The following is a 22,193-nucleotide window of genomic DNA, read 5'->3' on the forward strand; positions in this document are numbered from 1 at the left end:
CCAGAGACGATGAAGGGACCCAGATGAGCGAGCAGGCAACCGACGGTTACGACGCCGAGGCGATCCAGGCCAAGTGGCAACCGGTCTGGGAAGAGCTCCAGCCGTTCGTCGCCGCCGACGACTCGCCGCGCGAGAAGCGCTATGCGCTCACGATGTTCCCCTACCCCTCGGGCGACCTGCACATGGGCCACGCCGAGGTCACCGCGCTGCACGACGTCCTGGCGCGCTACTGGTGGCAGCGCGGCTATGAGGTGATGAACCCGATCGGCTGGGACTCGTTCGGCCTGCCCGCGGAGAACGCCGCGATCCGCAACAACGAGCACCCGGCGACCTACACCTACGGCAACATCGAGACCCAGGCCGAGTCGTTCCACAAGTACGCCGTCTCCTTCGACTGGTCGCGCCGACTGCACACCTCCGACGTGGAGTACTACAAGTGGACCCAGTGGCTCTTCACCCGGTTCCGCGAGCGCGGACTGGCCTACCGCAAGGCATCCCCGGTCAACTGGTGCCCCTCGGACCAGACCGTGCTGGCCAACGAGCAGGTGCTGGCGGACGGCACCTGTGAGCGCTGCGGCGCCACGGTCACCAAGCGCGAACTGACCCAGTGGTACTTCAAGGTCACCGACTATGCGCAGCGCCTGCTCGACGACATGGACGCACTGGTCGGCAAGTGGCCCGACCGGGTGCTGACCCTGCAGAAGAACTGGATCGGCCGCTCCGAGGGCGCCCACGTCGACTTCGTGCTGAACCTGGCCGACGGCTCGACGAAGGACGTCACCGTCTACACCACCCGACCCGACACCATCTTCGGCACCACCTTCATGGTCGTCGCCGCCGACGCGGCTCTGGCCGGTGAGATCGTCGCCCCGCAGCAGCGGGCGGCGTACGAGGCGTACCTGGAAGAGGTGCGCAAGGCCTCCGACATCGACCGCCTGGCGACCGACCGTGCCAAGACCGGCGTCGACCTGGGCATCACCGCGACCAACCCGGTCACCGGCGCACAGATCCCGGTCTGGGCGACCGACTATGTGCTGGCCGACTACGGCACTGGCGTGGTCATGGGCGTCCCCGGTGGCGACCAGCGCGACTGGGAGTTCGCCACCGTGATGGGCCTGCCGATCGTGCGGACCACGCAGCCACCGGCCGACTTCGACGGCGAGGCGTTCAGTGGCGAGGGCCCGGCGATCAACTCCCCGGCAGCCGGCACGACCGCCGGCCTGGACATCAACGGGCTCGACGTGGAGGCGGCCAAGCGGGCCACCATCGACCACCTGGAGCAGCAGGGCACCGGCCGCGGCGCGGTCAACTTCCGGCTGCGCGACTGGCTGCTGTCACGCCAGCGGTTCTGGGGCTGCCCGATCCCGGTGATCCACTGCGCCACCTGCGGCGAGGTCGCCGTCCCCGACGACCAGCTGCCCGTCGTACTGCCCGACCTCAAGGGCGCCGACCTGAAGCCGAAGGGCGTCTCGCCGCTGGCCGCCGCGACCGACTGGGTCAACGTCGACTGCCCCTCCTGTGGCGGCCCGGCCCAGCGCGACACCGACACGATGGACACCTTCGTCGACTCGTCCTGGTACTACCTGCGCTACTGCTCGCCGCACTACGACCAGGGCCCCTTCGACGTCGAGGCGGTGCGCCAGTGGGGCCCGATCGACCAGTACGTCGGCGGCGTGGAGCATGCGGTGCTGCACCTGCTCTACTCGCGCTTCTTCACCAAGGTGCTCCACGACATGGGCATGGTCGACTTCGTCGAGCCCTTCACCGCGCTGCTCAACCAGGGCGTGGTGATCAACGAGGGCAAGAAGATGAGCAAGTCGCTGGGCAACGGCGTCAACCTCGGCGAGCAACTGGCCGAGTACGGCGTCGACGCGATCCGGCTGACCCTGGTCTTCGCCGGTCCGCCGGAGGACAACATCGACTGGGCCGACGTGTCGCCGGCCGGGTCGCTGCGCTTCCTGCAGCGGGCCTGGCGGCTGAGCGGCGACGTGACCAGCGAGCCGGGCGTCGACCCGGCCAGCGGTGACGTGGCCCTGCGCAAGGTCACCCACAAGATGCTGCACGAGGTCGAGACCCTGGTCGAGGCGCACCGCTTCAACGTGGTCGTGGCGCGCACCATGGAACTGGTCAACGCCACCCGCAAGGCGATCGACTCCGGGTGCGGCCCGGCCGACCCGGCAGTGCGCGAGGCCGTGGAGGCCGTCGCGATCCTGTTGTCCCTGGTCACGCCGTACACGGCCGAGGAGATGTGGGAACGCCTGGGCCACCAGCCGACCGTGGCCCGTGCCGGTTGGCCCACCGTGGACCCTGCGCTCCTGGTCGAGGACGCGGTCACTGCGGTGGTCCAGGTGCAGGGCAAGGTCAAGGCCCGCCTGGAGGTCTCGCCCGACATCAGCGCCGCGGACCTGGAGGCCGCCGCCCTGGCCGACCCGGCGATCGCCGCGCTGGTCGAGGGCAAGACGGTGCGCAAGGTGATCGTGCGGGAGCCGAAGCTGGTCAATCTCGTCGTGGGGTGAGAGGCGCTAGGATCCCTGCCATGACGGATGGGCGGATTGTCGTGGTCACCGACTCGACCGCGTCCCTGCCCGCCGACGTGGTCGAGGCCTCGGACGTGGTGGTGATCCCGCTCCAGGTCGTGATCGGCGCGAACTCCTACAGCGAGGGCGTCGACGACGGCGCCAGCCCCGCGATGGTGGCCGCGGCGCTCAAGGAGTTCACCCCGGTCTCCACCTCGCGCCCCTCGCACACGGTGATGCTGGAGGTCTACGAATCGCTGGCCGCCGAAGGCGCCACCGAGATCATCTCGATCCACCTCTCCGGCGAGATGAGCGGGACCTTCGACTCGGCGTACGTCGCCTCCGGCCAGGCCCCGGTCCCGGTGTACGCGGTCGACTCGCGCCAGGTGGGCCCGGCCACCGGGTACGCCGTACGCGCGGCGTTGCAGGCACTGGCCGATGGAGCGACGGCAGCCGAAGCCGCCGAGGCGGCCCGGGAGCGCGCCGAGGCGTCGTCGTCGCTCTTCTATGTGGACACCCTCGAATACCTGCGCCGTGGCGGCCGGGTCGGCGGCCTGGCTGCCCTCCTCGGTGGTGCCCTGGCGGTGAAGCCGTTGCTGCGCATCGAGGACGGCAAGATCGACTCGTTCGAGAAGGTGCGGACCGCCGGCAAGGCACTCGGCCGCCTGGAGGACCTCGCCGTCGAGGCCGCCGCCGATGAACCCGTCGAGGTCACCGTGGCGCACCTGGCCAGTCCGGCCCGCGCCGACCAGTTGGCCACGCGGCTCACCGCGCGCCTGGACCTGGTCGCGCCGGTGCGGACCACCGAGCTCGGGGCGGTCCTCGGCGCGCACGTCGGACCGGGCATGGTCGCGGTCTGCGTCGCCCCCGCCCTGGCCGTCGACGTGGAGCAGCGCTCCCTCGAAGCGGCCCGGGAATCCGAGGGCGAGGAACCCGACGGACCGGGCGACGCAGAAGAGTCGGCACCGGCCTGAGACCGCCTCCGTGCAGCAAGATGCACGGATTCCACGCGGTTGTCCACAGGCTGGCCGAGGGGTCCTTTCGCGGGCGCGGCAGGCGTCCTAGTTTCGGCGCATGCTTTCGCGAGGCCGTTCACCAGAGCGCAACGAGGCGGTTGCCCGCCGGCTTGCCCTGCTCAGCGCCGAACTCGGCGTACCCGATCCGGGCGAGGAACACACCCGGGTGCGCCAGGTGCACGCCGTGGAGTGGACCGGCGACGAGGGGGAGATGGCGCTCGCCGACGACGGGGGCAGGGGAGCAGACGACCTGGTTGAACCGGGCGAGCCGGCCGAGCCGCCGCAGATCCGCGCTCCCGGGCGCCATGCGGCCCCGCGACGCTCCCGCTGGGTCGACGCGTCGTTCCTGCGGGGCCGCGTCGCCCTGACCGCGGCCCATGTCGCAGTGCTGGCGGTGGTGGCCGCGCTCGCCCTGGCGATCACCACCTGGTGGGTGCTCCGCGACGGCCCGGGGACCCCGCTGGTGGCGAGCAGTTCGAGCGCTTCACCCCTCGCCTCGGGGATGCCGTCGGGAGCGGTCGCCCCCGATGGGACGATCTCCGGTGCGGCGCCGGAAGCGGACCCGGCCGCCGACCTGGTCGTCGACGTCGCCGGCAAGGTACGCCGCCCCGGCATCGTCGTCCTGCCACCCGGGTCGCGGGTCGTGGACGCGATCGAGGCCGCTGGGGGACCTGCCAAGGGGGCTGACCTGACCGGGCTCAACCAGGCCCGCCTGCTGGTCGACGGGGAGCAGATCCTGGTCGGCGTCCCGCCGCCACCCGGCGTCGCGCCCTCGGCGGCGGCAGCGCCCGGCGGTGGTCCCGGGGCAGAGGGGCTGGTCAACATCAACACGGCCGCAGCGGCACAGCTCGAGGCGCTGCCCGGGGTCGGCCCGGTGACCGCGCAGGCGATCGTCTCCTGGCGTGAGGCGAACGGCGGCTTCCGCAGCGTCGACCAGTTGCTGGAGGTGGACGGCATCGGGGAGAAGACCCTGGCGCGGATGGCGCCGATGGTGACCCTCTGATGCCCGAGCTCGAGCCGGACCCGCTCCCGCCGGTCCGGGACTTCCGGATGCCCGCGGCCGGGCTGGCCGCGTGGGCCGGGGGCATCGGTGGACTCACCGCTCCGGCCCTGGCGCCCCTCGTGCTGGCGTTCGTGGCGCTGCTCGGCCTCTTCATGGCCCGCGGCCAGGGCCGCTCCGGCGTACGCCGGGCGATCGTGGTCTGGGCGGTGATCGCCCTGGCCGTGGGTGCCAGTGCGGCCTTCCGCAACGCCTCGGTGCGCGACAGCACGGTGGCCGAACTCGCCTCGTTGCGCAGCATGGTCGAGGTGCGGGTCACCATCACCTCCGACCCACGCCAGGCGCGCAGCCGGTTCGCCACCTCGGTGGTGATGCGTGCCGTGGTCACCGAGGTGCGCGGCGACGGGGAGGCCCATCCGGTGCACACGCCGGTGCTGGTGATCGCGGACTCCACCTGGCACGCGACCGAACTGGGCAGCGACCTGCTCGTGTGGGCACGACTGGGCCCAGCAGAGGGCCACGACGTGGCGGCGGTGCTGACCCCGCGGGGGCCACCCACGGTCATCGCCCCACCATCGTTCCTGTGGCGCGGCTCGGCCGTGTTGCGCGCCTCGATCCGCGACGGCGTCGCCGGCCAGCCGATGCCGCAGCGTGCCCTGGTCCCTGCCCTGGTCGACGGCGACGACACGGCGATGCCGGAGGAGGTCCAGGAACAGTTCCGCACCACCGGCCTGACCCACCTTCTCGCCGTTTCCGGGACCAACCTGACCCTGGTCGTCGGGTGCCTGCTCGTGCTGGGCCGCTGGTGCGGCGTACGGGGGCGATGGCAGTACCTGCTCGGCGCGCTGGGCATCGTCGGGTTCATCCTGCTCGCGCGCACCGAGCCGAGCGTGGTCCGCGCCGCCGCGATGGGGACGGTGGCGCTGATCGGGATGGGCGCCAACGGCACCGACCGCGGCGTACGGGCCCTGGGCGTGGCCGTGGTGGCCCTGATGGTCTGGGACCCGTGGTGGGCGATCACCGTGGGATTCGCGCTCTCGGTGCTCGCCACGGCCGGGATCCTGTTGCTGGCACCGGCCTGGGCCGAGGCGATGTCGGGCTGGTTGCCGCTGCCGGTCGCGCAGGCGATCGCGATCCCGGCCGCGGCCCAACTGGCCTGTACGCCGGTCGTCGCGGCGATCTCCGGGCAGGTGAGCCTGGTCGCGGTGATCGCCAACCTGGCCGCCGCGCCCCTGGTCGCACCGGCCACCATCGGTGGGCTGCTCGGGGGAGTCCTCGGCCTGCTCTGGGCGCCGCTGGGCAGCGCCTGCGGCTGGGTCGCGTGCTGGGCGGCGAAGGGCATCATCGCGATCGCGGAAACGTGTAGCGGGCTCACCCTGCCGGCGATCGACTGGGGTACGTCGCTGTGGCCGCTGGCCCTGCTCACCGTGCTGTGCGCGGTGCTCGCCGTGACCGCCGGACCGTTGCTGGCGCGTCCCGCCACCGGGGTGGGCTGTTGCGTGCTGATGGTGGTCGTGGTCCTGGTCCCGATGCCGACCCCCGGTTGGCCGCCGGGCGGCTGGGTCATCGCCGTGTGCGACGTCGGCCAGGGTGATGCGGTGGTGCTCAACGCCGGGAACGGCAACGGGGTGCTCATCGATGCCGGACCGGACCCGGCGGCGGTGGATCGATGCCTGGCGCGCCTGGACGTCGAAGCGCTGCCGGTGATCGTGCTCAGCCACTTCCATGCCGACCACGTCGACGGCCTCGCCGGGGCAATCGACGGGCGACTGGTCGGCGACGTCCTCATCAGCGCGCTGCGTGACCCACCGGCCCAGGCCACCACGGTGGCCGAAGTGCTCACCCGGGCAGGGAACGGCGGCGCCCGGGTGCCGTCGTACGGCGAGGCCATCGAGGTGGGCCAGGTCCGGATGCAGGTGGTCGGCCCGGTGCCCGGTCTGGTCTTCACCGGCAACGCGAACAACTCCTCGCTGGTGGTGCTCGCCGAGGTCCGGGGCGTCAGCGTCCTGTTGACCGGGGACGAGGAACCCCAGGCGCAGGCCGCCCGGGCACGGGCGCACCCGGGGATGGTCGTCGACGTGCTCAAGGTGCCGCACCACGGCAGCCGCAACCAGGACCTCGACCACCTGCTCTCCCTGCAACCGCGGGTCGCCATCGCCTCGGTCGGCGCCGACAACGACTACGGCCACCCGTCCCCGCAGACGATGGATCCGCTCGCGGAGGCCGGCGCCGCGACCTATCGCACCGACCGCGACGGCGATGTCGTGGTGGTCCGCTCCGGGGAGGGGATCCTGGTGCGGACCCGCGGATGATCCCGGCGTCCCTCCGGTGCAGTCGTGTCGGTGCCATGTGGCAGGCTGTCGCCCGATGGCAGGCAATCGAGCAGCAGAGGTGTTGGGCCGGGTCACCCTGGTCACCGGTCCCGAGGAGTTCCTCAACGAACGCGTGGTGATGGATGCCCGCGCCCAGGTGCGTGCCCACGACGCCGAGGCCGAGTTCTCCGAGGCAGCCGGTGGCGACCTCTCCCTGGCCACGCTCGGCGAACTCGCCGCACCCTCCCTCTTCTCCACCACCCGCTGCATCGTGGTGCGCCAACTGGAGAACCTGCCCGAGGAGTCGGTGGCCGGGCTGCTCGACTACTGCGCCGACCCCGCCCCCGACATCGCCCTGGTGCTGGTCCACAGCGGCGGCCAGAAGGGCTCCGGCGTGCTGAACAAGCTGCGCAAGGTGGCTGCGGTCAGCGAGCACAAGTCGGCTGCCTTGAAGGCATCGGAGTTCCCGCGCTTCGTCAGCGCCGAGGTGCGTCGCCACGGTTCCCGGATCGATGACGAGGGCGCCGACTTCCTGGTCCAGGCGGTCGGCTCGGACCTGCGTTCGCTCTCCGCGGCCGCGCACCAGCTGGTCAACGACTTCCCCGGCGAGGGCCTGGACGCGGAGAAGGTGAAGCGCTACTTCGGAGGCCGGGCCGAGGCCAAGTCGTTCGCGGTCGCCGACAACGCGTTCTTCGGGCGCCGCGCCCGCGCCCTGGAGGAGCTCCGCTGGGCGCTGGACGGCGGCACCTCACCGGTGCTGATCACCTCGGCGTTCGCCGGGGGCGTGCGCGGCCTGGCCCGCTATGTCGCGGCGCCGCGGGGGATGCGGGATGCGGACCTGGCCCGGGAGGTCGGCGTGCCGCCATGGAAGCTGCGCACCCTGCGTGACCAGTCGCGGTCGTGGTCCCCGGCCGGCCTGGCCTCGGCGATCCGGGCGGTGGCCCAGGCCGATGCCGACATCAAGGGTGCCGCACATGATGCGGCGTACACGCTGGAGAAGCTGGTGCTCACCGTCGCCAGCCTGCGCGACCAGCGCTGACGCGCCCGGAAATGCAAACGAGGCGCCGACCCGTCAGGGTCGACGCCTCGGAGGCAATGATCAGAGAGCGGCGGCGCGCTTGGAGATCGAGGACTTGCGGTTGGCGGCCTGGTTCTTGTGGATGACACCCTTGGAGGCGGCCTGGTCCAGCTTGCGGTTGGCCTCGCGACCGGCGGCCAGGGCGGCGTCCTTGTCGCCGGCCTCGGCGAGCTCGCGGAACTTGCGGACCGCGGACTTCAGGCCGGTCTTGACCGCCTTGTTCCGCTCGCGGGCGGCCTCGTTCTGGCGGTTCCGCTTGATCTGGGACTTGATGTTCGCCACGTTGCTGCGCTTTCAGTTGGTGGGACGGGATGGAAGTTGATGGTGGACCGGCGGGAACTACGGTCCGCGGCACGTCAGCGAAGAGGGCGCCAGACATGCAAGGCGAGACTCTATCAGCGGCCCGGATCCGCCCCAAATCCGCTCAACTGCCCCACCCGCGCCGCTCGGTGAGCCATTCCCACACCACTTCGCCCTGCCAGCGCTGGGTGTCGCGCAGGTGCGGGGAGGTGGGCGGCACCGGGTCGCCGGCGGACTTCAGGAAGTGTCCCGCGAGCAGCGCCAGGACGACGTCGACGTGCTCGGCCGGTACGTCGCGGGTCAATGCACGCGAGGCAAGCACCGCCTCCACATCCAGGCCGTCGGCGCGGGGGCCGATCAGGGCGGAGACCGTGTCGAACCACGGCGCCGCCAGCACCGGCCAGTTCCAGTCACAGATCCACAACCGGTCCTTGGTGACCAGGACGTTGTCGTCGCGGATGTCGGTGTGCTGCACCGTCTCACCGGCCAGCACCTCGGTGAAGCGGGCCGCCAGCGCCGCGGCTTCCTCGGCATGGACCAGGTCGGGGTGGCGCTCGCGGATCGTCTCCCAGTACGCCGGCAACCCGGCCAGGTCCTCGCCGATCGGGTCCAGCCGCGCGCCGGCAGGCACCGGGGTCGAGGCGACCTGCTCGAGCGCGTCCAGGAGCAGGTCCAGTTCGTCGCTGCGCCACGGGCGTCGCGGCAGCGAGCCGGCGACGTACTCGAAGCCGAGCACCACCCACTCGTCGTCGTGCGACCAGAGCAGGCGCGGAGCCGGGACGAGCGGTCCGAGGAACCGCAGTTTGCGCGCCTCCTCGCGGTAGGAGTGGGCGAACATCCGCTGCGCCTTCACCGACGCGGCCTTGACGAAGTGCTGCGAGCCGTCGGCACAGGTGAGCACCGAGGCGAACCCGGGGGTGAAGCCGCCGTCCCGGGAGTCGGCGCTGACCACGGGCGATCCGCAGTGCCGCTCGACCAGGGCGCGGATGTGCGGAGGGAGGAAGCGCCACTCGAGGCGGCGTGCGGTGCGGCCGCTGGGCGGCGGGTCGATGGTGGGGCTCACGGCGACAGATTCTGCCGGGTATCCGGTTGCGCCACGGCAGGCGGATGCGATCTGCTGCCCCCATGCCCGCACTCGTCCGCCCCACGCCCACGGTGATGGCGTCCTTCCTCGAGGCCATGGAGGAGTTCGCCGCCGAGGGGGCCAAGGGCACCCAGACCACGACCTGGATCCAGTCACACGGCGACACCTGGCGCACGCCGGACGGCTTCGTCGCCTTCACCGAGCGGATCAACGCCGAGGCGACCAACCCTGCGGTGCTGCCACCCGGCTGGGTGCTCACCACCACCCGGTGGCTGGTCGAGGGGGAGACCTACCTGGGCCGGATCGCGGTGCGCCACGAACTGAATGCCTTCCTGGCCGACGTCGGTGGCCACATCGGGTACGACGTACGCCCCTCGGCACGGCGCCAGGGACACGCCACCACGATGCTGCGCGACGTACTCCCGGTGGCCGCCGGGCTCGGGATCGACCCGGCCCTGGTCACCTGCGACGACGACAACACCGGCTCGATCAAGGTGATCGAGGCGTGCGGGGGAGTGCTCGAGGACATCCGCGGATACAAGCGGCGCTACTGGGTGCCGTCCGGGTGAGTGCACCGGTTCGGTGCTGGGGCGGGTGCATGGGAGAATGCCCGGAACCCGATCCATGCACGTCCGCTTGTGCCGAACTGTCCGAAAGGGCCACGTGAGCCTCAAGAATGCCCCGCAGCCCGGGCACACCGATCCCGCGATCATCCGCAACTTCTGCATCATCGCGCACATCGACCACGGCAAGTCGACCTTGGCCGACCGGATGCTGCAGCTCACCGGCGTCGTCGACGAGCGCGCCGCCCGCGCGCAATACCTGGACCGGATGGACATCGAGCGCGAGCGCGGCATCACCATCAAGTCCCAGGCCGTGCGGATGCCGTGGACGGTGAGCGCGGAGTCTGCCGACGCCCACGACGACCTCGACGCCGGCACCTACGTGCTGAACATGATCGACACCCCCGGGCACGTCGACTTCACCTACGAGGTCTCCCGCTCCCTGGAGGCCTGCGAGGCAGCGATCCTGCTGGTCGACGCCGCCCAGGGCATTGAGGCGCAGACGCTGGCCAACCTCTACCTGGCGATGGGTGCGGACCTGCACATCATCCCGGTGCTCAACAAGATCGACCTGCCCAGCGCCAACCCCGAGAAGTACGCCGCCGAGCTCGCCGGGCTGGTCGGCTGCGAGCCGTCCGACGTGCTCCAGGTCAGCGCCAAGACCGGGCTCGGCGTCGCGGCGCTGCTCGACGAGATCGTCCGGCAGACCCCGGCCCCGGTCGGTGAGGCGGAGAAGCCGGCCCGTGCGTTGATCTTCGACTCCGTCTATGACACCTACCGCGGCGTGGTCACCTATGTCCGGGTCGTCGACGGCGAGCTCACCCACCGCGACCGGATCAAGATGATGTCCACCGGCGCCACTCACGAGATGCTCGAGCTCGGCGTGATCAGCCCGGAGCAGGTCAAGGCCGGCAAGATCGGCGTCGGCGAGGTGGGCTACCTGATCACCGGCGTGAAGGACGTGCGCCAGTCCCGGGTCGGCGACACGGTGACCACCCAGAACCACGGCGCCACCGAGTCGCTCGGTGGCTACAAGCACCCCAACCCGATGGTCTATGCCGGGCTCTACCCGATCGACGGCGACCAGTTCGGCGACCTCCGCGAGGCGCTGGAGAAGCTGCAGCTCAACGACGCCGCGCTCACCTATGAGCCGGAGACCTCCGGCGCACTGGGCTTCGGCTTCAGGTGCGGCTTCCTCGGCCTGCTGCACATGGAGATCACCCGCGACCGGCTGGAGCGCGAGTTCAACCTCGACCTGATCTCGACCGCACCCAACGTGGTCTACGAGGTGAAGATGGAGGACGGCAGCGAGCACGAGGTGACCAACCCCAGCGAGTTCCCCGAGGGGAAGATCGCCGAGGTCCGCGAGCCGGTGGTGCGCGCCACGATCCTCTCCCCGTCCGACTACATCGGCGCGATCATGGAGTTGTGCCAAGCCAAGCGGGGCAACCTGCAGGGGATGGACTACCTCTCCGAGGACCGGGTCGAGATGCGCTACACCCTGCCGATGGGCGAGATCGTCTTCGACTTCTTCGACCAGCTCAAGTCGCGGACCAAGGGCTATGCCTCGCTCGACTACGAGCGGACCGGCGACCAGGCCGCTGACCTGGTCAAGGTCGACATCCTGCTGCAGGGCGAGCCGGTGGACGCCTTCTCCGCGATCGTGCACCGGGATGCGGCGTACTCCTATGGCCTGATGATGGCCGGCAAGCTGAAGGACCTGATCCCGCGCCAGCAGTTCGAGGTGCCGATCCAGGCAGCCATCGGCGCCCGGGTGATCGCCCGCGAGACCATCCGCGCGATCCGCAAGGACGTGCTCGCCAAGTGCTACGGCGGCGACATCTCCCGCAAGCGGAAGCTGCTCGAGAAGCAGAAGGAGGGCAAGAAGCGGATGAAGATGGTCGGCCGGGTCGAGGTGCCCCAGGAGGCCTTCGTCGCAGCGCTGTCCACTACCCAGCCCACCGAGGGAGCCGGCAAGAAGTGAGCTGGCAGAACCGGGTCGTCTGTGGCTTCTTCCGGGTTGCCATGCGCCCCGCGTTCACCACTGCGGAGAAGGGCGAGCAGATGCTCGCCCATGCCCAGGGCCCCGGTACGCCGCCACGACGGCTGCTGCGCCGTCACCCGGTCACCTCGCGCCGCGTCGCGGGCCACGACGTACACACGGTGGAGCCGGCTGCCGGGATCCGCAGCGACGCGATCGTCCTCTACCTGCACGGCGGCTCCTACATCAACCAGGTCATCAAGCAACATTGGGACCTGATCGCCGACATTGCCGATGCCACCGGGTGCGCGGTGGAGGTCCCGATCTATCCGCTGGCGCCGTCGGCGACGCTGCCGCAGATGCTCGACTTCCTGCTGGAGGTGGTCGACACCCTTCCCGCAACGAAGATCCGGGTGGCCGGCGACTCGGCGGGCGGCGGCCTGGCCCTGCTGCTCGCCCAGCGGTTGCGTGATCGCGGCACCTCGCCGGTGGAGTCGGTCGTGGTGATGGCGCCCTGGCTCGACCTGGCCATGGACAATCCCGGGATCGACGCGGTCGAGGCGATCGACCCGTGGCTGGCCCGGCCGGCGATGCGCCCGATCGCGGCCGCGGTCGCCGGCGACGTGCCCGTCGACGACCCGCGGGTCAGCCCGGTGCGCGGTGACCTGGCCGGTCTGCCGCCGATCACGGTTCACGTCGGCACCCGCGACATCACCCTGCCCGACTGTCGCCTCCTCGTCGAGCGGGTGCATGCCGCGGGAGGGGCCGCCGAGCTCGTCGAGTCGCCGGGCTCGCCACACGTGCACCCGATGCTGCCCACACCCGAGGGGCGGGCAGCGCGCGCATCCCTGCTCTCCACGTTGGCCGCAGGCGCCCGATGAACGCCTCGGTGCTCCAGATCAGCGTGGGCCTGCCCCGCGACGAGGAGTGGGCCGGCAAGTTGAAGCGCACCGCAATCGACAAGCGTGCGGTCACCGATCCCGTCGTCGTACGTCGCCTGGGCATCGTCGGTGACCAGGTCGCCGACACCGTCCATCACGGCGGCGCTGACATGGCGGTCTATGCGTTCGCCCGCGAGGACCTGGACCGCTGGGAGCGCGAACTCGGTGCCCCGATCCGCAACGGCGCGTTCGGGGAGAACCTGACCACGGTCGGCATCGACGTCAACGAGGCCCTGGTGGGGGAGCGGTGGCGGATCGGGGAGGTGCTGCTCGAGATCGCCAAGGTGCGGATCCCGTGCAACGTCTTCAAGAACTGGATGGGGCTGGGCGGCTATGACGACACCGCCTGGGTCAGGCGGTTCACCGCCGACCAGCGCCCCGGGCCCTATCTGCGGGTCCTGGAGGAGGGCCGGATGCGGGCCGGCGACGAGATCGTCGTCGAGCACCGCCCGGAGCATGGGGTCACCGTGTCGCACATGTTCCGGGCACTGACCACCGAGCAGCACCTGGCCCCCGACCTGCTCGCCATCGAGGGCCTGGCGGAGTCCGTGAGGGCCCGAATCATGGGGTGAATCCCCCAAATCCTGCCAACTCTGGTGAGATGCCGTGTACCTGCGGGTAATAGTGATCTAGGTTACGTGTCATGCCGATCAATCACGACGCTTCCTTCATCGAGACGATGCCCAAGAACGTCGCGGTCCAGTTCCTCGACCGCGTCAAGAAGTCCGGCCCGCACGAAGCCTTCCGCTATCCGGTGGGCGATGACTGGGAGTCGGTCACCTGGACCGAGGCCGGGAAGCGGGCCAGCAACCTGGCCGCCGGCCTGATGTCGCTCGGCATCGAGCCCGAGCAGCGCGTCGGGATCGCCTCCACCACCCGTTATGAGTGGATCCTGGCCGACCTGGCCGTCACCCTCTCGGGTGCGGCCACCACGACGGTCTACCCGAGCACCAACGCCGAGGACACGGCGTACATCCTGGGCGACTCCGAGTCGCGGGTGGTCTTCGCCGAGGACGACTCCCAGATCGCGAAGCTCGTCGAGCACAAGAACGAACTCCCGCACCTGACCAAGGTGGTCACCTTCGACGGCGCCGCCGACGGCGACTGGGTGATCTCCCTGGCCGACCTGGAGGCGCTGGGCGAGGCCTACCTGGCCGAGAATGCCGACGCCGTCGTCGAGCACGCCGAGGCGATCCGCCCCGACCAGCTGGCCACCCTGATCTACACCTCCGGCACCACGGGCAAGCCCAAGGGCGTCCGGCTCCAGCACCGGGCGTGGGTCTTCGAGGGCGAGGCGATCGCCAGCCAGGGCATCCTCGACGAGTCCGACCTGAACTTCCTGTGGCTGCCGATGGCGCACTCCTTCGGAAAGGTGCTGCTCTCGGCGCAGATGGCCTGCGGGTTCGCCACCGCCATCGATGGCCGGATCGACAAGATCATCGACAACCTGGCGGTGGTGAAGCCGACCTTCATGGGCGCGGCACCGCGCATCTTCGAGAAGGCCTACGGCCGCATCGTGACCATGCAGGAGGCCGAGGGCGGCCTGAAGGAGAAGCTGTTCAACAAGGCGTTCGCGGTCGGCCTCGAGGTCGACCGGCGCAAGGCCGAGGGCAAGTCGATCCCGTTCCTGCTCAATCTGCAGCACGGCCTCTTCGACAAGTTGGTCTTCAGCAAGGTCCGCGAGCGCTTCGGTGGTCGGGTCCGCTTCTTCATCTCCGGCTCGGCCGCGCTGAACCGCGAGGTCGCCGAGTGGTTCCACGCCGCCGGCATCCTGATCCTCGAGGGCTACGGGATGACCGAGAACGCCGCCGGTGCTGCCGTCGGCCACCCGGACGCCAACAAGATCGGCACCGTGGGCACCCCCTTCCCGGGCACCGAGATCAAGATCGCCGAGGACGGCGAGGTCCTGGTCCGCGGCCCGCACGTGATGGAGGGCTACCACAACTTGCCCGAGCAGACCGCCGAGACGCTGGTCGACGGCTGGCTGCACACCGGTGACATCGGTGAACTCGACGCCGAGGGCTACCTGCGGATCACCGACCGCAAGAAGGACCTGTTCAAGACCTCTGGCGGCAAGTACATCGCACCCTCGGCGATCGAGTCGCAGTTCAAGGCGGTCTGCCCCTACGCCAGCCAGTTCCTGGTCGTCGGCAACGAGCGCAACTACTGCGTCGCGCTGATCACCCTCGATCCGGACCAGGTCGCCGGGTGGGGCGAGGCCAACGGCATGGCGGGCAAGTCCTACACCGAGATCGTGCAGAGCCAGGGGATGAAGGACCTGATCGCCGGCTACGTCGAGGAGCTCAACGGTCGCCTGAATCGTTGGGAGACGATCAAGAAGCACGCCATCCTGGACAACGACCTCAGCGTCGAGACCGGTGAGTTGACCCCATCGCTCAAGGTGAAGCGGAAGGTCGTGGAGTCGAAGCACCAGGACGTCATCGACGCGCTCTACGCCTGATCCCCTCCGGGACAGCCGCCGGGCGGCTGGGAGGATGGCACCATGCCTCCTGCCCTGCCGCCCGGCGACCCGGCCCCTGCCGACGGTTCGCTGCCGGACACCGCCTTCGACGGTGCTGAGCGGCGCCGGTTCGGCTTCTATGTCCACGTGCCGTTCTGCACGGTGCGCTGTGGCTACTGCGACTTCAACACCTACACCGCAGCCGAGCTGGGCGAGGGCGCCAGCCGGGCGACGTACGCCGAGACCGCGATCGCCGAGGTCCGGATGGCCCGCCGCGTGCTGGGCGACCTGGACCGGCCGGTGGAGACGGTCTTCTTCGGCGGAGGTACGCCGACGCTCCTGCCGCCGGCCGACCTGGTCGCCATCCTGGGCGCGATCCGCGACGAGTTCGGGCTGGTCGATGACGTCGAGGTGACCACCGAGGCGAACCCGGACAGCGTGGACCTGGCCGACCTGGAGCGCCTGCGTGAGGGCGGCTTCACCCGCCTCTCCTTCGGCATGCAGTCGCACCTGCCGCACGTGCTGGAGGTGCTTGAGCGCACCCATGACCCGCGTCGGGTGCCGACGGTGGTGCAGTGGGCCCGCCAGGCGGGCTTCGAGCAGGTGAGCCTGGACCTGATCTATGGCACGCCGGGGGAGTCGATGGCCGACTGGCAGGCCTCCCTGGCTGCGGTGCTGGCCTGTGGACCCGACCACGTCTCGGCGTACTCCCTGATCGTCGAGGAGGGCACCGCGCTGGCTCGGCGGGTGCGTCGTGGCGAGGTGCCGATGACCGATGACGACGACCTGGCCGACAAGTACCTCGTCGCCGATGCGGCCCTGCAGGCGGCCGGCCTGGGCTGGTACGAGGTCTCCAACTGGGCCACCGAACGGGGCCAGCGCTGCGAGCACAACATGCTCTACTGGTCCGGCGATGACTGGTGGGGTGTCGGCCCGGGTGCGCATTCGCACGTGGGCGGGGTGCGTTGGTGGAACGTGAAGCATCCGGCGGCGTACGCGCAACGGCTCGCCGGCGGGGTGAGCCCGGCGCTGGCGCGTGAGGTGCTCGACGAGGAGACCCGGCGGGTGGAGCGGGTGCTGCTCGAGGTGCGCCTGGCCGATGGCCTGGCGCTCGACGTGCTCGACGAGGTGGGCCGGGGTGCGGTGGCCGACCTGGTGGCACGCGACCTGGTCACCGTGGCGGGTGACCGGTTGGTGCTGACCACCGAGGGGCGCCTGCTGGCCGATGCGGTGGTCCGCGACCTGGTCTGAGCGGCGGCCGGTGGCGTCGGCCGGGACCTCAGGTGGTGACGAAGTCGATCAGTTCCTCGACCCGGCCGAGCAGCGCCGGATCCAGGTCCTGGAATCCGCGTACGCCGCCGAGGATGTGCTTCCAGGCCCGGGCGATGTCGGTCTGGTTGCGGTGCGGCCAGCCGAGTTGCTGGCACACGCCGTACTTCCACTCGATGGTGCGCGGCACGTCCGGCCACCGCTCGAAGCCGAGCCGCTGCGGCTTGACCGCGGCCCAGATGTCGATGAACGGGTGGCCCACGATCAGCACGTGCTTGCCGACCGGTGAGTGCGCGATCGAACTGGCGATCCGGCTCTCCTTGGACCCCTTGACCAGGTGATCGACCAGGACGCCGACCTTCCGGTCCGGTCCCGGCTTGAAGTCGCGCAGGTGGTCGGAGAGGTCGTCGACGCCGCCGAGGTACTCCACCACGACGCCCTCGATCCGCAGGTCGTCGCCCCAGACCTTCTCGACCAGTTCGGCATCGTGGCGGCCCTCGACGAAGATCCGGCTGGCCCGCGCCACTCGCGCCCTGGCGTCATGGACCGCGATCGAGCCCGACGCGGTCCGGGTCGGCTTCGCGGGCGCCTTGAGCCGGGTCGGGCGGGTCAGGATCACCGGCTTGCCCTCGAGCAGGAAGCCGGGCCCGAGCGGGAACGTACGCCGCTTCCGGCAGCGGTCCTCCAGGGTCACCGTGTCGATGTCGCGGTCGACGGCGACCACTTCGCCGCACCAGTCGGTGGTGATCTCCTCGAGCACCATGCCCAGGTCGGCCTCGACTTCCACGGCACGGCCGTTTCTGGGGGCACGCCAGTCGGTGGAGAGTACGTCGGAGCCATAGCGATCGCGCGGGGAAGTCACCCGACCGAGGCTAGTTCGTTCAGATCAGCGGGAGGCGCTTCGACGCGCGGGGCAACTGGTGATAGCCACGGCGTACGGCGTGCTCCAGGCGGTCCTGTGGCCAGGGCCACTCACCCTGCGCCAGGGCCTGCGAGGCCGGTACGCCGCGCCCGGCCAGGTCGCGGATGGTCTCGGCGACGATGCCGATCCCGGCCCGTTGCTCGTGCACGAAGTCGAGGCCGACCACTGCGCCGTGCCCGGGGATGACGACGGTGGTGTCGGTCATCAGTGCGATGACCAGGTCCAGCGACGTCGGCCATTCCATCGGCCAGCAGTCATCGCCGTACGCCGGGGGAGCGGACTCCTCGACCAGGTCACCGGCGACCACCACGTCCGCGTCCGGCACGCGGACCACCAGGTCGCCGGCGGTGTGGCCGCGCCCGGGATGGAGCAGTTCGACCTGGCGGTCGCCGAGGTCGAGCACGCGCGCCGAGGAGAAGGTATCGGTGGGCACCGCCACCGGTGATGCGTCGATCTCCGCCGCCCGCTCGCCACCGCCCTCGCTGCCGTCGTACGGCGCCCGGTTGGCGCCGAAGGCGACCAGCGCCTCCGCGGTGGCCTCGTGGGCATGGATCGGGACCGCGCCCAGGGCGGCGTTGCCCAGGACGTGGTCGAAGTGCGCGTGGGTGTTGACCGCGGCGATCACCGGGCCGGCGCCGAGGCGCTCGATGGCGGCCAGGGTGCGGGTCATCTCCCGGCTGGAGGCCGTGGTGTCCACCACGACCACGCCGTGCTGGCCGCCGATCACCGTGGTGTTCACGTCGAACCACGGGTGGCGGATCACCCAGATGCGGTCGGCGACTTCGCGCGGCAAGGCAGGGGAGGAGGGCACAGGTTCAGGGTAGCCACCGCAACGATTGAGCTTTCGCGCATCAACGATTGAGCGTTCGCGACGCAACGAGTGAGCGTTCGTGGGTCAGCAGATGCCGGAGTGCAGATGGGAGCTGAGCAGGGCGGCGAGTTCCTCGGGGTCGCGGGCCGGGCGGGGGAAGTCGATCCTGCTCATGTGGCCGCCCTCGGGCTCGAGCCAGGAGAGGCGCAGGCCACTCGGGGTGAGGTCGTGCACGGCGACGCCCAACACGTTGCCGACCCGCTGCCCGGTCGCCATCGCGACCGCCTGGCGCAGTTCGTCCTGGTGGCACTCGTTGGCATGCGCCATCGTGCCGCGCAGGTAGCCGGCGTTGAGCCGGTGGGCGGGGCTGCGGAACTCGCGGGTCGGCACCGTGGTGTGGCGCTCGGCGCCGTTGCTGGTGGAGACCAAGGTGACCAGGCCGATCTCCAGGGTGATCACCCGGACCACCTGCTGGTGGGCACATCCGCCGGCCAGGCGCAGCCGCCCGGCCAGGATCACCGACTCGTCGCCCGGCGCCAGGTCGCTGGAGATCCGCAGCAGGGCGTTGCTGGCCTGGGACGCGGCGCGGTCCAGGACGCTGTCGATGGGGGCCAGGAAGGTCGGGATGCCGCAGTCGTCCTGGACGGTGACGCCCTCGGAGAGGTCGTACGCCGCGCCCTCGACGACCAGGTCCACCGCCGAGGGGGCGGCCAGGATGCTGCGGGCGTGGCCGGCCAGGGCTGCAGGGTCGTGCGAGGGTTGGGTGATCGGCATGTAGGGATCTCCTTCGTGATGACTAAGGTGAGCCTAACCTCACTTCAGCGTGATCGGCAACGGTGGTCCGCCATTTTGCCGACGGGCGAGTAGGATTGGCACTCGAAGTTGATGAGTGCCAGACGGATGGCGCAGGAACGGACCGGACCAGACAGGAGTGCTGCAGATGATGGAAGATCGTCGCCTCGCCGTGCTCCGGGCGATCGTCGAGGACTACGTCTCCACCGAGGAGCCGGTCGGGTCCAAGGCACTGGTCGAGCGCCACCAGCTCGGCGTCTCGCCGGCCACGGTTCGCAACGACATGGCCGCCCTCGAGGACGAGGGGCTGATCCACCAGCCGCACACCAGTGCCGGCCGGGTGCCCACTGACAAGGGCTACCGCCTCTTCGTCGACAAGCTCACCACGCTCAAGCCGATGAGCGCACCCGAGCAGCGCGCCATCGCCAACTTCCTGGAGGGCTCGGTCGACCTCGACGACGTGGTCCAGCGCAGCGTGCGCCTGCTCGCCCAGCTGACCCGCCAGGTCGCCGTCGTGCAATACCCGACACTGAGCCGCAGCACCGTGCGCCACGTCGAGTTGGTGGCCCTGGCCCCGACCAGGCTGCTGATCGTGCTCATCCTCTCCACCGGGCGTGTCGAGCAACGACTGGCGGATCTGGCCGACGAACTCGACGATGAGTCACTGGCAGTGCTGCGCAGCGCGGTGAACCTGGCCATCACCGGCGAGATCATCGCGGAGGCGGTCATGGCACTCGACGGCGTACCGGAAGCGGTCGAGCCGACCGTGCGGCCGGCCGCGGAACTGGTCTGCGCCACCCTGGCCGAGGCGATGAGCGACCACCGCTCGGACGAGCGGATCCTGGTCGGCGGCACCTCCAACCTGGCCCGGTTCGGCGAGGGGTTCGACACCACCCTCCGGCCACTGCTCGAGGCGCTCGAGGAGCACGTGGTGCTGCTCAAGCTCCTCGGCGAGACCGGCGCCGCGGGTGCCCTGACCGTGCGGATCGGTCACGAGGGCCCCTACCAGGAACTGGCCGGCACCAGCGTCGTGGCGACCGGCTACGGTCCCGAGGACCAGGCGGTGGCCTCCCTCGGCATCGTCGGCCCGACCCGCATGGACTATCCGGGGACGATGACGACCGTGCGGGCCGTGGCCCGCTACATGTCACGGATCCTCGACGAAGCGTGAACCACACCAGCAACGAGAAGGACTCATGAGTCAGGACCTCTACCAGCTCCTCGGCGTGCCCCGTGACGCCGAGCCGGACGCCATCAAGAAGGCCTACCGCAAGTTGGCCAGACAGCTGCACCCGGACGTGAACCCGGACCCCGAGACCCAGGAGCGGTTCAAGGAGGTCTCGATGGCCTACGAGGTGCTCAGCGACCCGCAGAAGCGCGCCGCCTATGACCGCGGCGGCGACCCGTTCGGGGGCGGCGTGGGCGCCGGTGGCTTCGGCCAGGGCGCCGGCTTCTCCTTCACCGACATCATGGATGCCTTCTTCGGCGGCCAGGGCGGCGGAGGCGGTGGCGGTGGCCGGGGGCCCCGCCCGCGCGTACGCCGGGGCCAGGACGCCCTGATCCGGCTCGAGGTCGAGCTCGCCGAGGCCGCCTTCGGGGTGACCCGCGAGCTGAAGGTCGACACCGCCGTGGTCTGCGAGACCTGCCACGGCGACGGTGCCGCACCCGGCAGCAAGCCGGTCACCTGTGAGACCTGCCGCGGCCAGGGCGAGGTGGCCCAGGTGCAGCGTTCCTTCCTCGGCGAGATCCGGACCCTGCGCCCGTGTGCGGCCTGCCGGGGCTTCGGCACGATCATCCCCGACCCGTGCCGCGACTGCTCCGGTGAGGGCCGGGTCCGCTCGCGCCGCAACCTGACCGTCAAGATCCCCGCCGGTGTCGACGAGGGCACCCGCGTCCAGCTCAGCGGTCAGGGCGAGGTCGGCCCCGGCGGCGGTCCCGCCGGCGACCTCTTCGTGGAGATCCACGTCGCCGCGCACAAGACCTTCACCCGCCACGGCAACAACCTGCACTGCGAGGTCACCGTGCCGATGACCGCAGCCGCCCTCGGGGTCACCCTGACCCTGCCCACGCTGGAGGCCGACCTGGCTGGGCCGGACTCGGAGCTGGAGACCTCCTTCGACCTCGAGATCAAGCCCGGCACCCAGTCCGGCACCGAGCAGGTGCTGCGCGCGAAGGGCGTCCCGGGCCTGCGCAACGTCGGTCGCGGCGACCTGGTCGTCACGGTCGCGGTGGAGACCCCGACCCGCATCGATGCCCGTCAGGAGGAACTGCTCCGCGAGCTGGCCGCGCTGCGCGGCGAGGAGCAGCCGGACGGCGGCGTCCAGGCCACCCAGAAGTCCGTCTTCGGGCGCCTGCGCGACGCGTTCCACTGATGTCGCTCCCGGTCCACCTGGTCCCGGCACTGGTCGGCGTCGCCGTCGGTGATGTGATCGAGGTGACCGGGGATGAGGCGCACCATGCCGTCGCGGTACGCCGGATCCGCGTCGGCGAGCAGGTGGTCCTCACCGACGGTGCCGGGATCGCGGCCACCGGCACCGTGACCGGGACCGGAAAGCGCCGCCTCGACGTCGAGGTCACCGCGCTCGAGGAAGCGGCCTTGCCGACGCCGCAGGTCACCGTCGTCCAGGCCCTGCCCAAGGGGGACCGCGGCGAACTGGCGGTCGAGGTGCTCACCGAGATCGGCGTACAGCGGATCGTGCCGTGGGCCGCCGAGCGCTCGGTGGCCGTGTGGCGCGGTGAGCGGGCGGCGAAGTCCCACGCGAAGTGGGCGAACACCGCCCGGGAGGCCGCGAAGCAGGCCCGGCGCTCGTGGTTCCCCGAGGTCACCGAGTTGGCAGGCACCGCCGCGGTGGTGGAGATGCTGGCCGGCGTGGACACGGCGGTCGTGCTGCACGAGGCGGCCACGGTGCCCCTGGTCGACGTACCCCTGTCGGCATCGGGCACGATTGCCCTCGTCGTCGGCCCCGAGGGTGGGATCAGCGACAAGGAGCTCGAACTCTTCACCGCAGCAGGTGTCACGCCGGTGCGGATGGGGCAAGAGGTGATGCGGACATCCACCGCCGGCGTTGCCGCGGTGGCCGCGCTCCTCTCCCGCACCGCCCGGTGGGGGAGCTCCCCGGACCATTGAGAAGATCAGGAACGCTGGAG

General features: G+C 70.7%; 19 protein-coding genes. 14 read left to right on the forward strand and 5 right to left on the reverse strand.

From position 1 onward, the window contains the following. Positions 1-23 precede the first annotated feature (23 nt). The 5 genes from leuS (at position 24) to holA (ending at position 7,883) form a co-directional block, all read left to right on the forward strand. Complete coding sequence (leuS, locus tag Q9R27_RS03820) at positions 24-2,516, forward strand: leucine--tRNA ligase (protein WP_311251011.1); 2,493 nt, start codon at positions 24-26, stop codon at positions 2,514-2,516. 20 nt (positions 2,517-2,536) lie between these two features. Further along, positions 2,537-3,490: a DegV family protein gene (locus Q9R27_RS03825; protein WP_311251012.1), complete on the forward strand. Its 954-nt coding sequence runs from the start codon at positions 2,537-2,539 to the stop codon at positions 3,488-3,490. 100 nt (positions 3,491-3,590) lie between these two features. Next, positions 3,591-4,535, forward strand: coding sequence for a ComEA family DNA-binding protein (locus tag Q9R27_RS03830; protein WP_311251013.1), 945 nt, complete (start codon positions 3,591-3,593; stop codon positions 4,533-4,535). Next, complete coding sequence (locus Q9R27_RS03835) at positions 4,535-6,844, forward strand: ComEC/Rec2 family competence protein (RefSeq protein ID WP_311251014.1); 2,310 nt, start codon at positions 4,535-4,537, stop codon at positions 6,842-6,844. Before Q9R27_RS03830 ends, Q9R27_RS03835 begins: the two co-directional genes overlap by 1 nt. 55 nt (positions 6,845-6,899) lie before the next feature. Further along, positions 6,900-7,883 (forward strand): DNA polymerase III subunit delta, encoded by a 984-nt coding sequence (gene holA, locus Q9R27_RS03840; protein ID WP_311251015.1) that lies wholly within the window; start codon positions 6,900-6,902, stop codon positions 7,881-7,883. 60 nt (positions 7,884-7,943) lie between these two features. Here the strand turns inward: holA and rpsT are convergent, their stop codons facing one another. Together rpsT and Q9R27_RS03850 are read right to left on the reverse strand one after the other, a co-directional pair. Continuing rightward, positions 7,944-8,204 carry a 30S ribosomal protein S20 gene (gene rpsT / locus Q9R27_RS03845; protein ID WP_311251016.1) on the reverse strand — a complete coding sequence of 87 codons (261 nt, stop codon included), beginning with the start codon at positions 8,202-8,204 and terminating at the stop codon, positions 7,944-7,946. A 142-nt stretch (positions 8,205-8,346) separates the two neighbouring features. Next, complete coding sequence (locus tag Q9R27_RS03850; RefSeq protein WP_311251017.1) at positions 8,347-9,285, reverse strand: hypothetical protein; 939 nt, start codon at positions 9,283-9,285, stop codon at positions 8,347-8,349. 62 nt (positions 9,286-9,347) lie between these two features. Here Q9R27_RS03850 and Q9R27_RS03855 point away from each other — a divergent pair, with 62 nt between their 5' ends. The 6 genes from Q9R27_RS03855 to hemW all read left to right on the forward strand — a co-directional run bounded on the left by Q9R27_RS03855 (position 9,348) and on the right by hemW (position 16,503). Beyond that, a complete protein-coding gene (locus Q9R27_RS03855) occupies positions 9,348-9,875 on the forward strand; it encodes a GNAT family N-acetyltransferase (protein ID WP_311251018.1) in 528 nt (175 codons plus the stop codon). A gap of 55 nt (positions 9,876-9,930) precedes the next feature. Continuing rightward, the gene (lepA, locus tag Q9R27_RS03860) at positions 9,931-11,853 is read left to right on the forward strand and encodes a translation elongation factor 4 (RefSeq protein ID WP_397219641.1); all 1,923 of its coding nucleotides are present in this window, start codon (positions 9,931-9,933) and stop codon (positions 11,851-11,853) included. Then, a complete protein-coding gene (locus tag Q9R27_RS03865; protein ID WP_311251020.1) occupies positions 11,850-12,731 on the forward strand; it encodes an alpha/beta hydrolase fold domain-containing protein in 882 nt (293 codons plus the stop codon). Before lepA ends, Q9R27_RS03865 begins: the two co-directional genes overlap by 4 nt. Then, entirely contained in the window at positions 12,728-13,363 is a 636-nt protein-coding gene (locus tag Q9R27_RS03870) for an MOSC domain-containing protein (protein ID WP_311251021.1), read from the forward strand. The genes Q9R27_RS03865 and Q9R27_RS03870 overlap by 4 nt, the downstream gene beginning before the upstream one ends. A gap of 71 nt (positions 13,364-13,434) precedes the next feature. Next, positions 13,435-15,252, forward strand: a complete 1,818-nt coding sequence (locus Q9R27_RS03875) for an AMP-dependent synthetase/ligase (protein WP_311251022.1) — start codon at positions 13,435-13,437, stop codon at positions 15,250-15,252. 42 nt (positions 15,253-15,294) lie between these two features. After that, positions 15,295-16,503 carry a radical SAM family heme chaperone HemW gene (gene hemW / locus Q9R27_RS03880; protein ID WP_311251023.1) on the forward strand — a complete coding sequence of 403 codons (1,209 nt, stop codon included), beginning with the start codon at positions 15,295-15,297 and terminating at the stop codon, positions 16,501-16,503. Positions 16,504-16,531: 28 nt separating this feature from the next. On the opposite strand, the gene Q9R27_RS03885 is transcribed toward hemW, so the two are convergent. The 3 genes from Q9R27_RS03885 to Q9R27_RS03895 form a co-directional block, all read right to left on the reverse strand. After that, positions 16,532-17,383 carry a DUF3097 domain-containing protein gene (locus Q9R27_RS03885; protein ID WP_311251024.1) on the reverse strand — a complete coding sequence of 284 codons (852 nt, stop codon included), beginning with the start codon at positions 17,381-17,383 and terminating at the stop codon, positions 16,532-16,534. Positions 17,384-17,402: 19 nt separating this feature from the next. Next, positions 17,403-18,254 (reverse strand): MBL fold metallo-hydrolase, encoded by an 852-nt coding sequence (locus Q9R27_RS03890; protein WP_311251025.1) that lies wholly within the window; start codon positions 18,252-18,254, stop codon positions 17,403-17,405. Between the two features lie 84 nt (positions 18,255-18,338). Further along, complete coding sequence (locus tag Q9R27_RS03895) at positions 18,339-19,028, reverse strand: hypothetical protein (RefSeq protein ID WP_311251026.1); 690 nt, start codon at positions 19,026-19,028, stop codon at positions 18,339-18,341. A 166-nt stretch (positions 19,029-19,194) separates the two neighbouring features. Here Q9R27_RS03895 and hrcA point away from each other — a divergent pair, with 166 nt between their 5' ends. Genes hrcA through Q9R27_RS03910 form a run of 3 tightly spaced genes read left to right on the forward strand, consistent with a single transcriptional unit; the run spans position 19,195 to position 22,173 of the window. After that, positions 19,195-20,217 (forward strand): heat-inducible transcriptional repressor HrcA, encoded by a 1,023-nt coding sequence (gene hrcA / locus Q9R27_RS03900; protein ID WP_311251027.1) that lies wholly within the window; start codon positions 19,195-19,197, stop codon positions 20,215-20,217. A gap of 25 nt (positions 20,218-20,242) precedes the next feature. Then, the gene (gene dnaJ, locus Q9R27_RS03905) at positions 20,243-21,418 is read left to right on the forward strand and encodes a molecular chaperone DnaJ (protein ID WP_311251028.1); all 1,176 of its coding nucleotides are present in this window, start codon (positions 20,243-20,245) and stop codon (positions 21,416-21,418) included. Further along, entirely contained in the window at positions 21,418-22,173 is a 756-nt protein-coding gene (locus Q9R27_RS03910) for a 16S rRNA (uracil(1498)-N(3))-methyltransferase (RefSeq protein WP_311251029.1), read from the forward strand. The genes dnaJ and Q9R27_RS03910 overlap by 1 nt, the downstream gene beginning before the upstream one ends. The last annotated feature ends 20 nt before the right edge of the window (positions 22,174-22,193 follow it).

Origin of the sequence: Nocardioides sp. AE5 (assembly GCF_031844485.1) — a bacterium.
In the GTDB taxonomy this organism is placed as follows: Bacteria; Actinomycetota; Actinomycetes; order Propionibacteriales; family Nocardioidaceae; genus Nocardioides.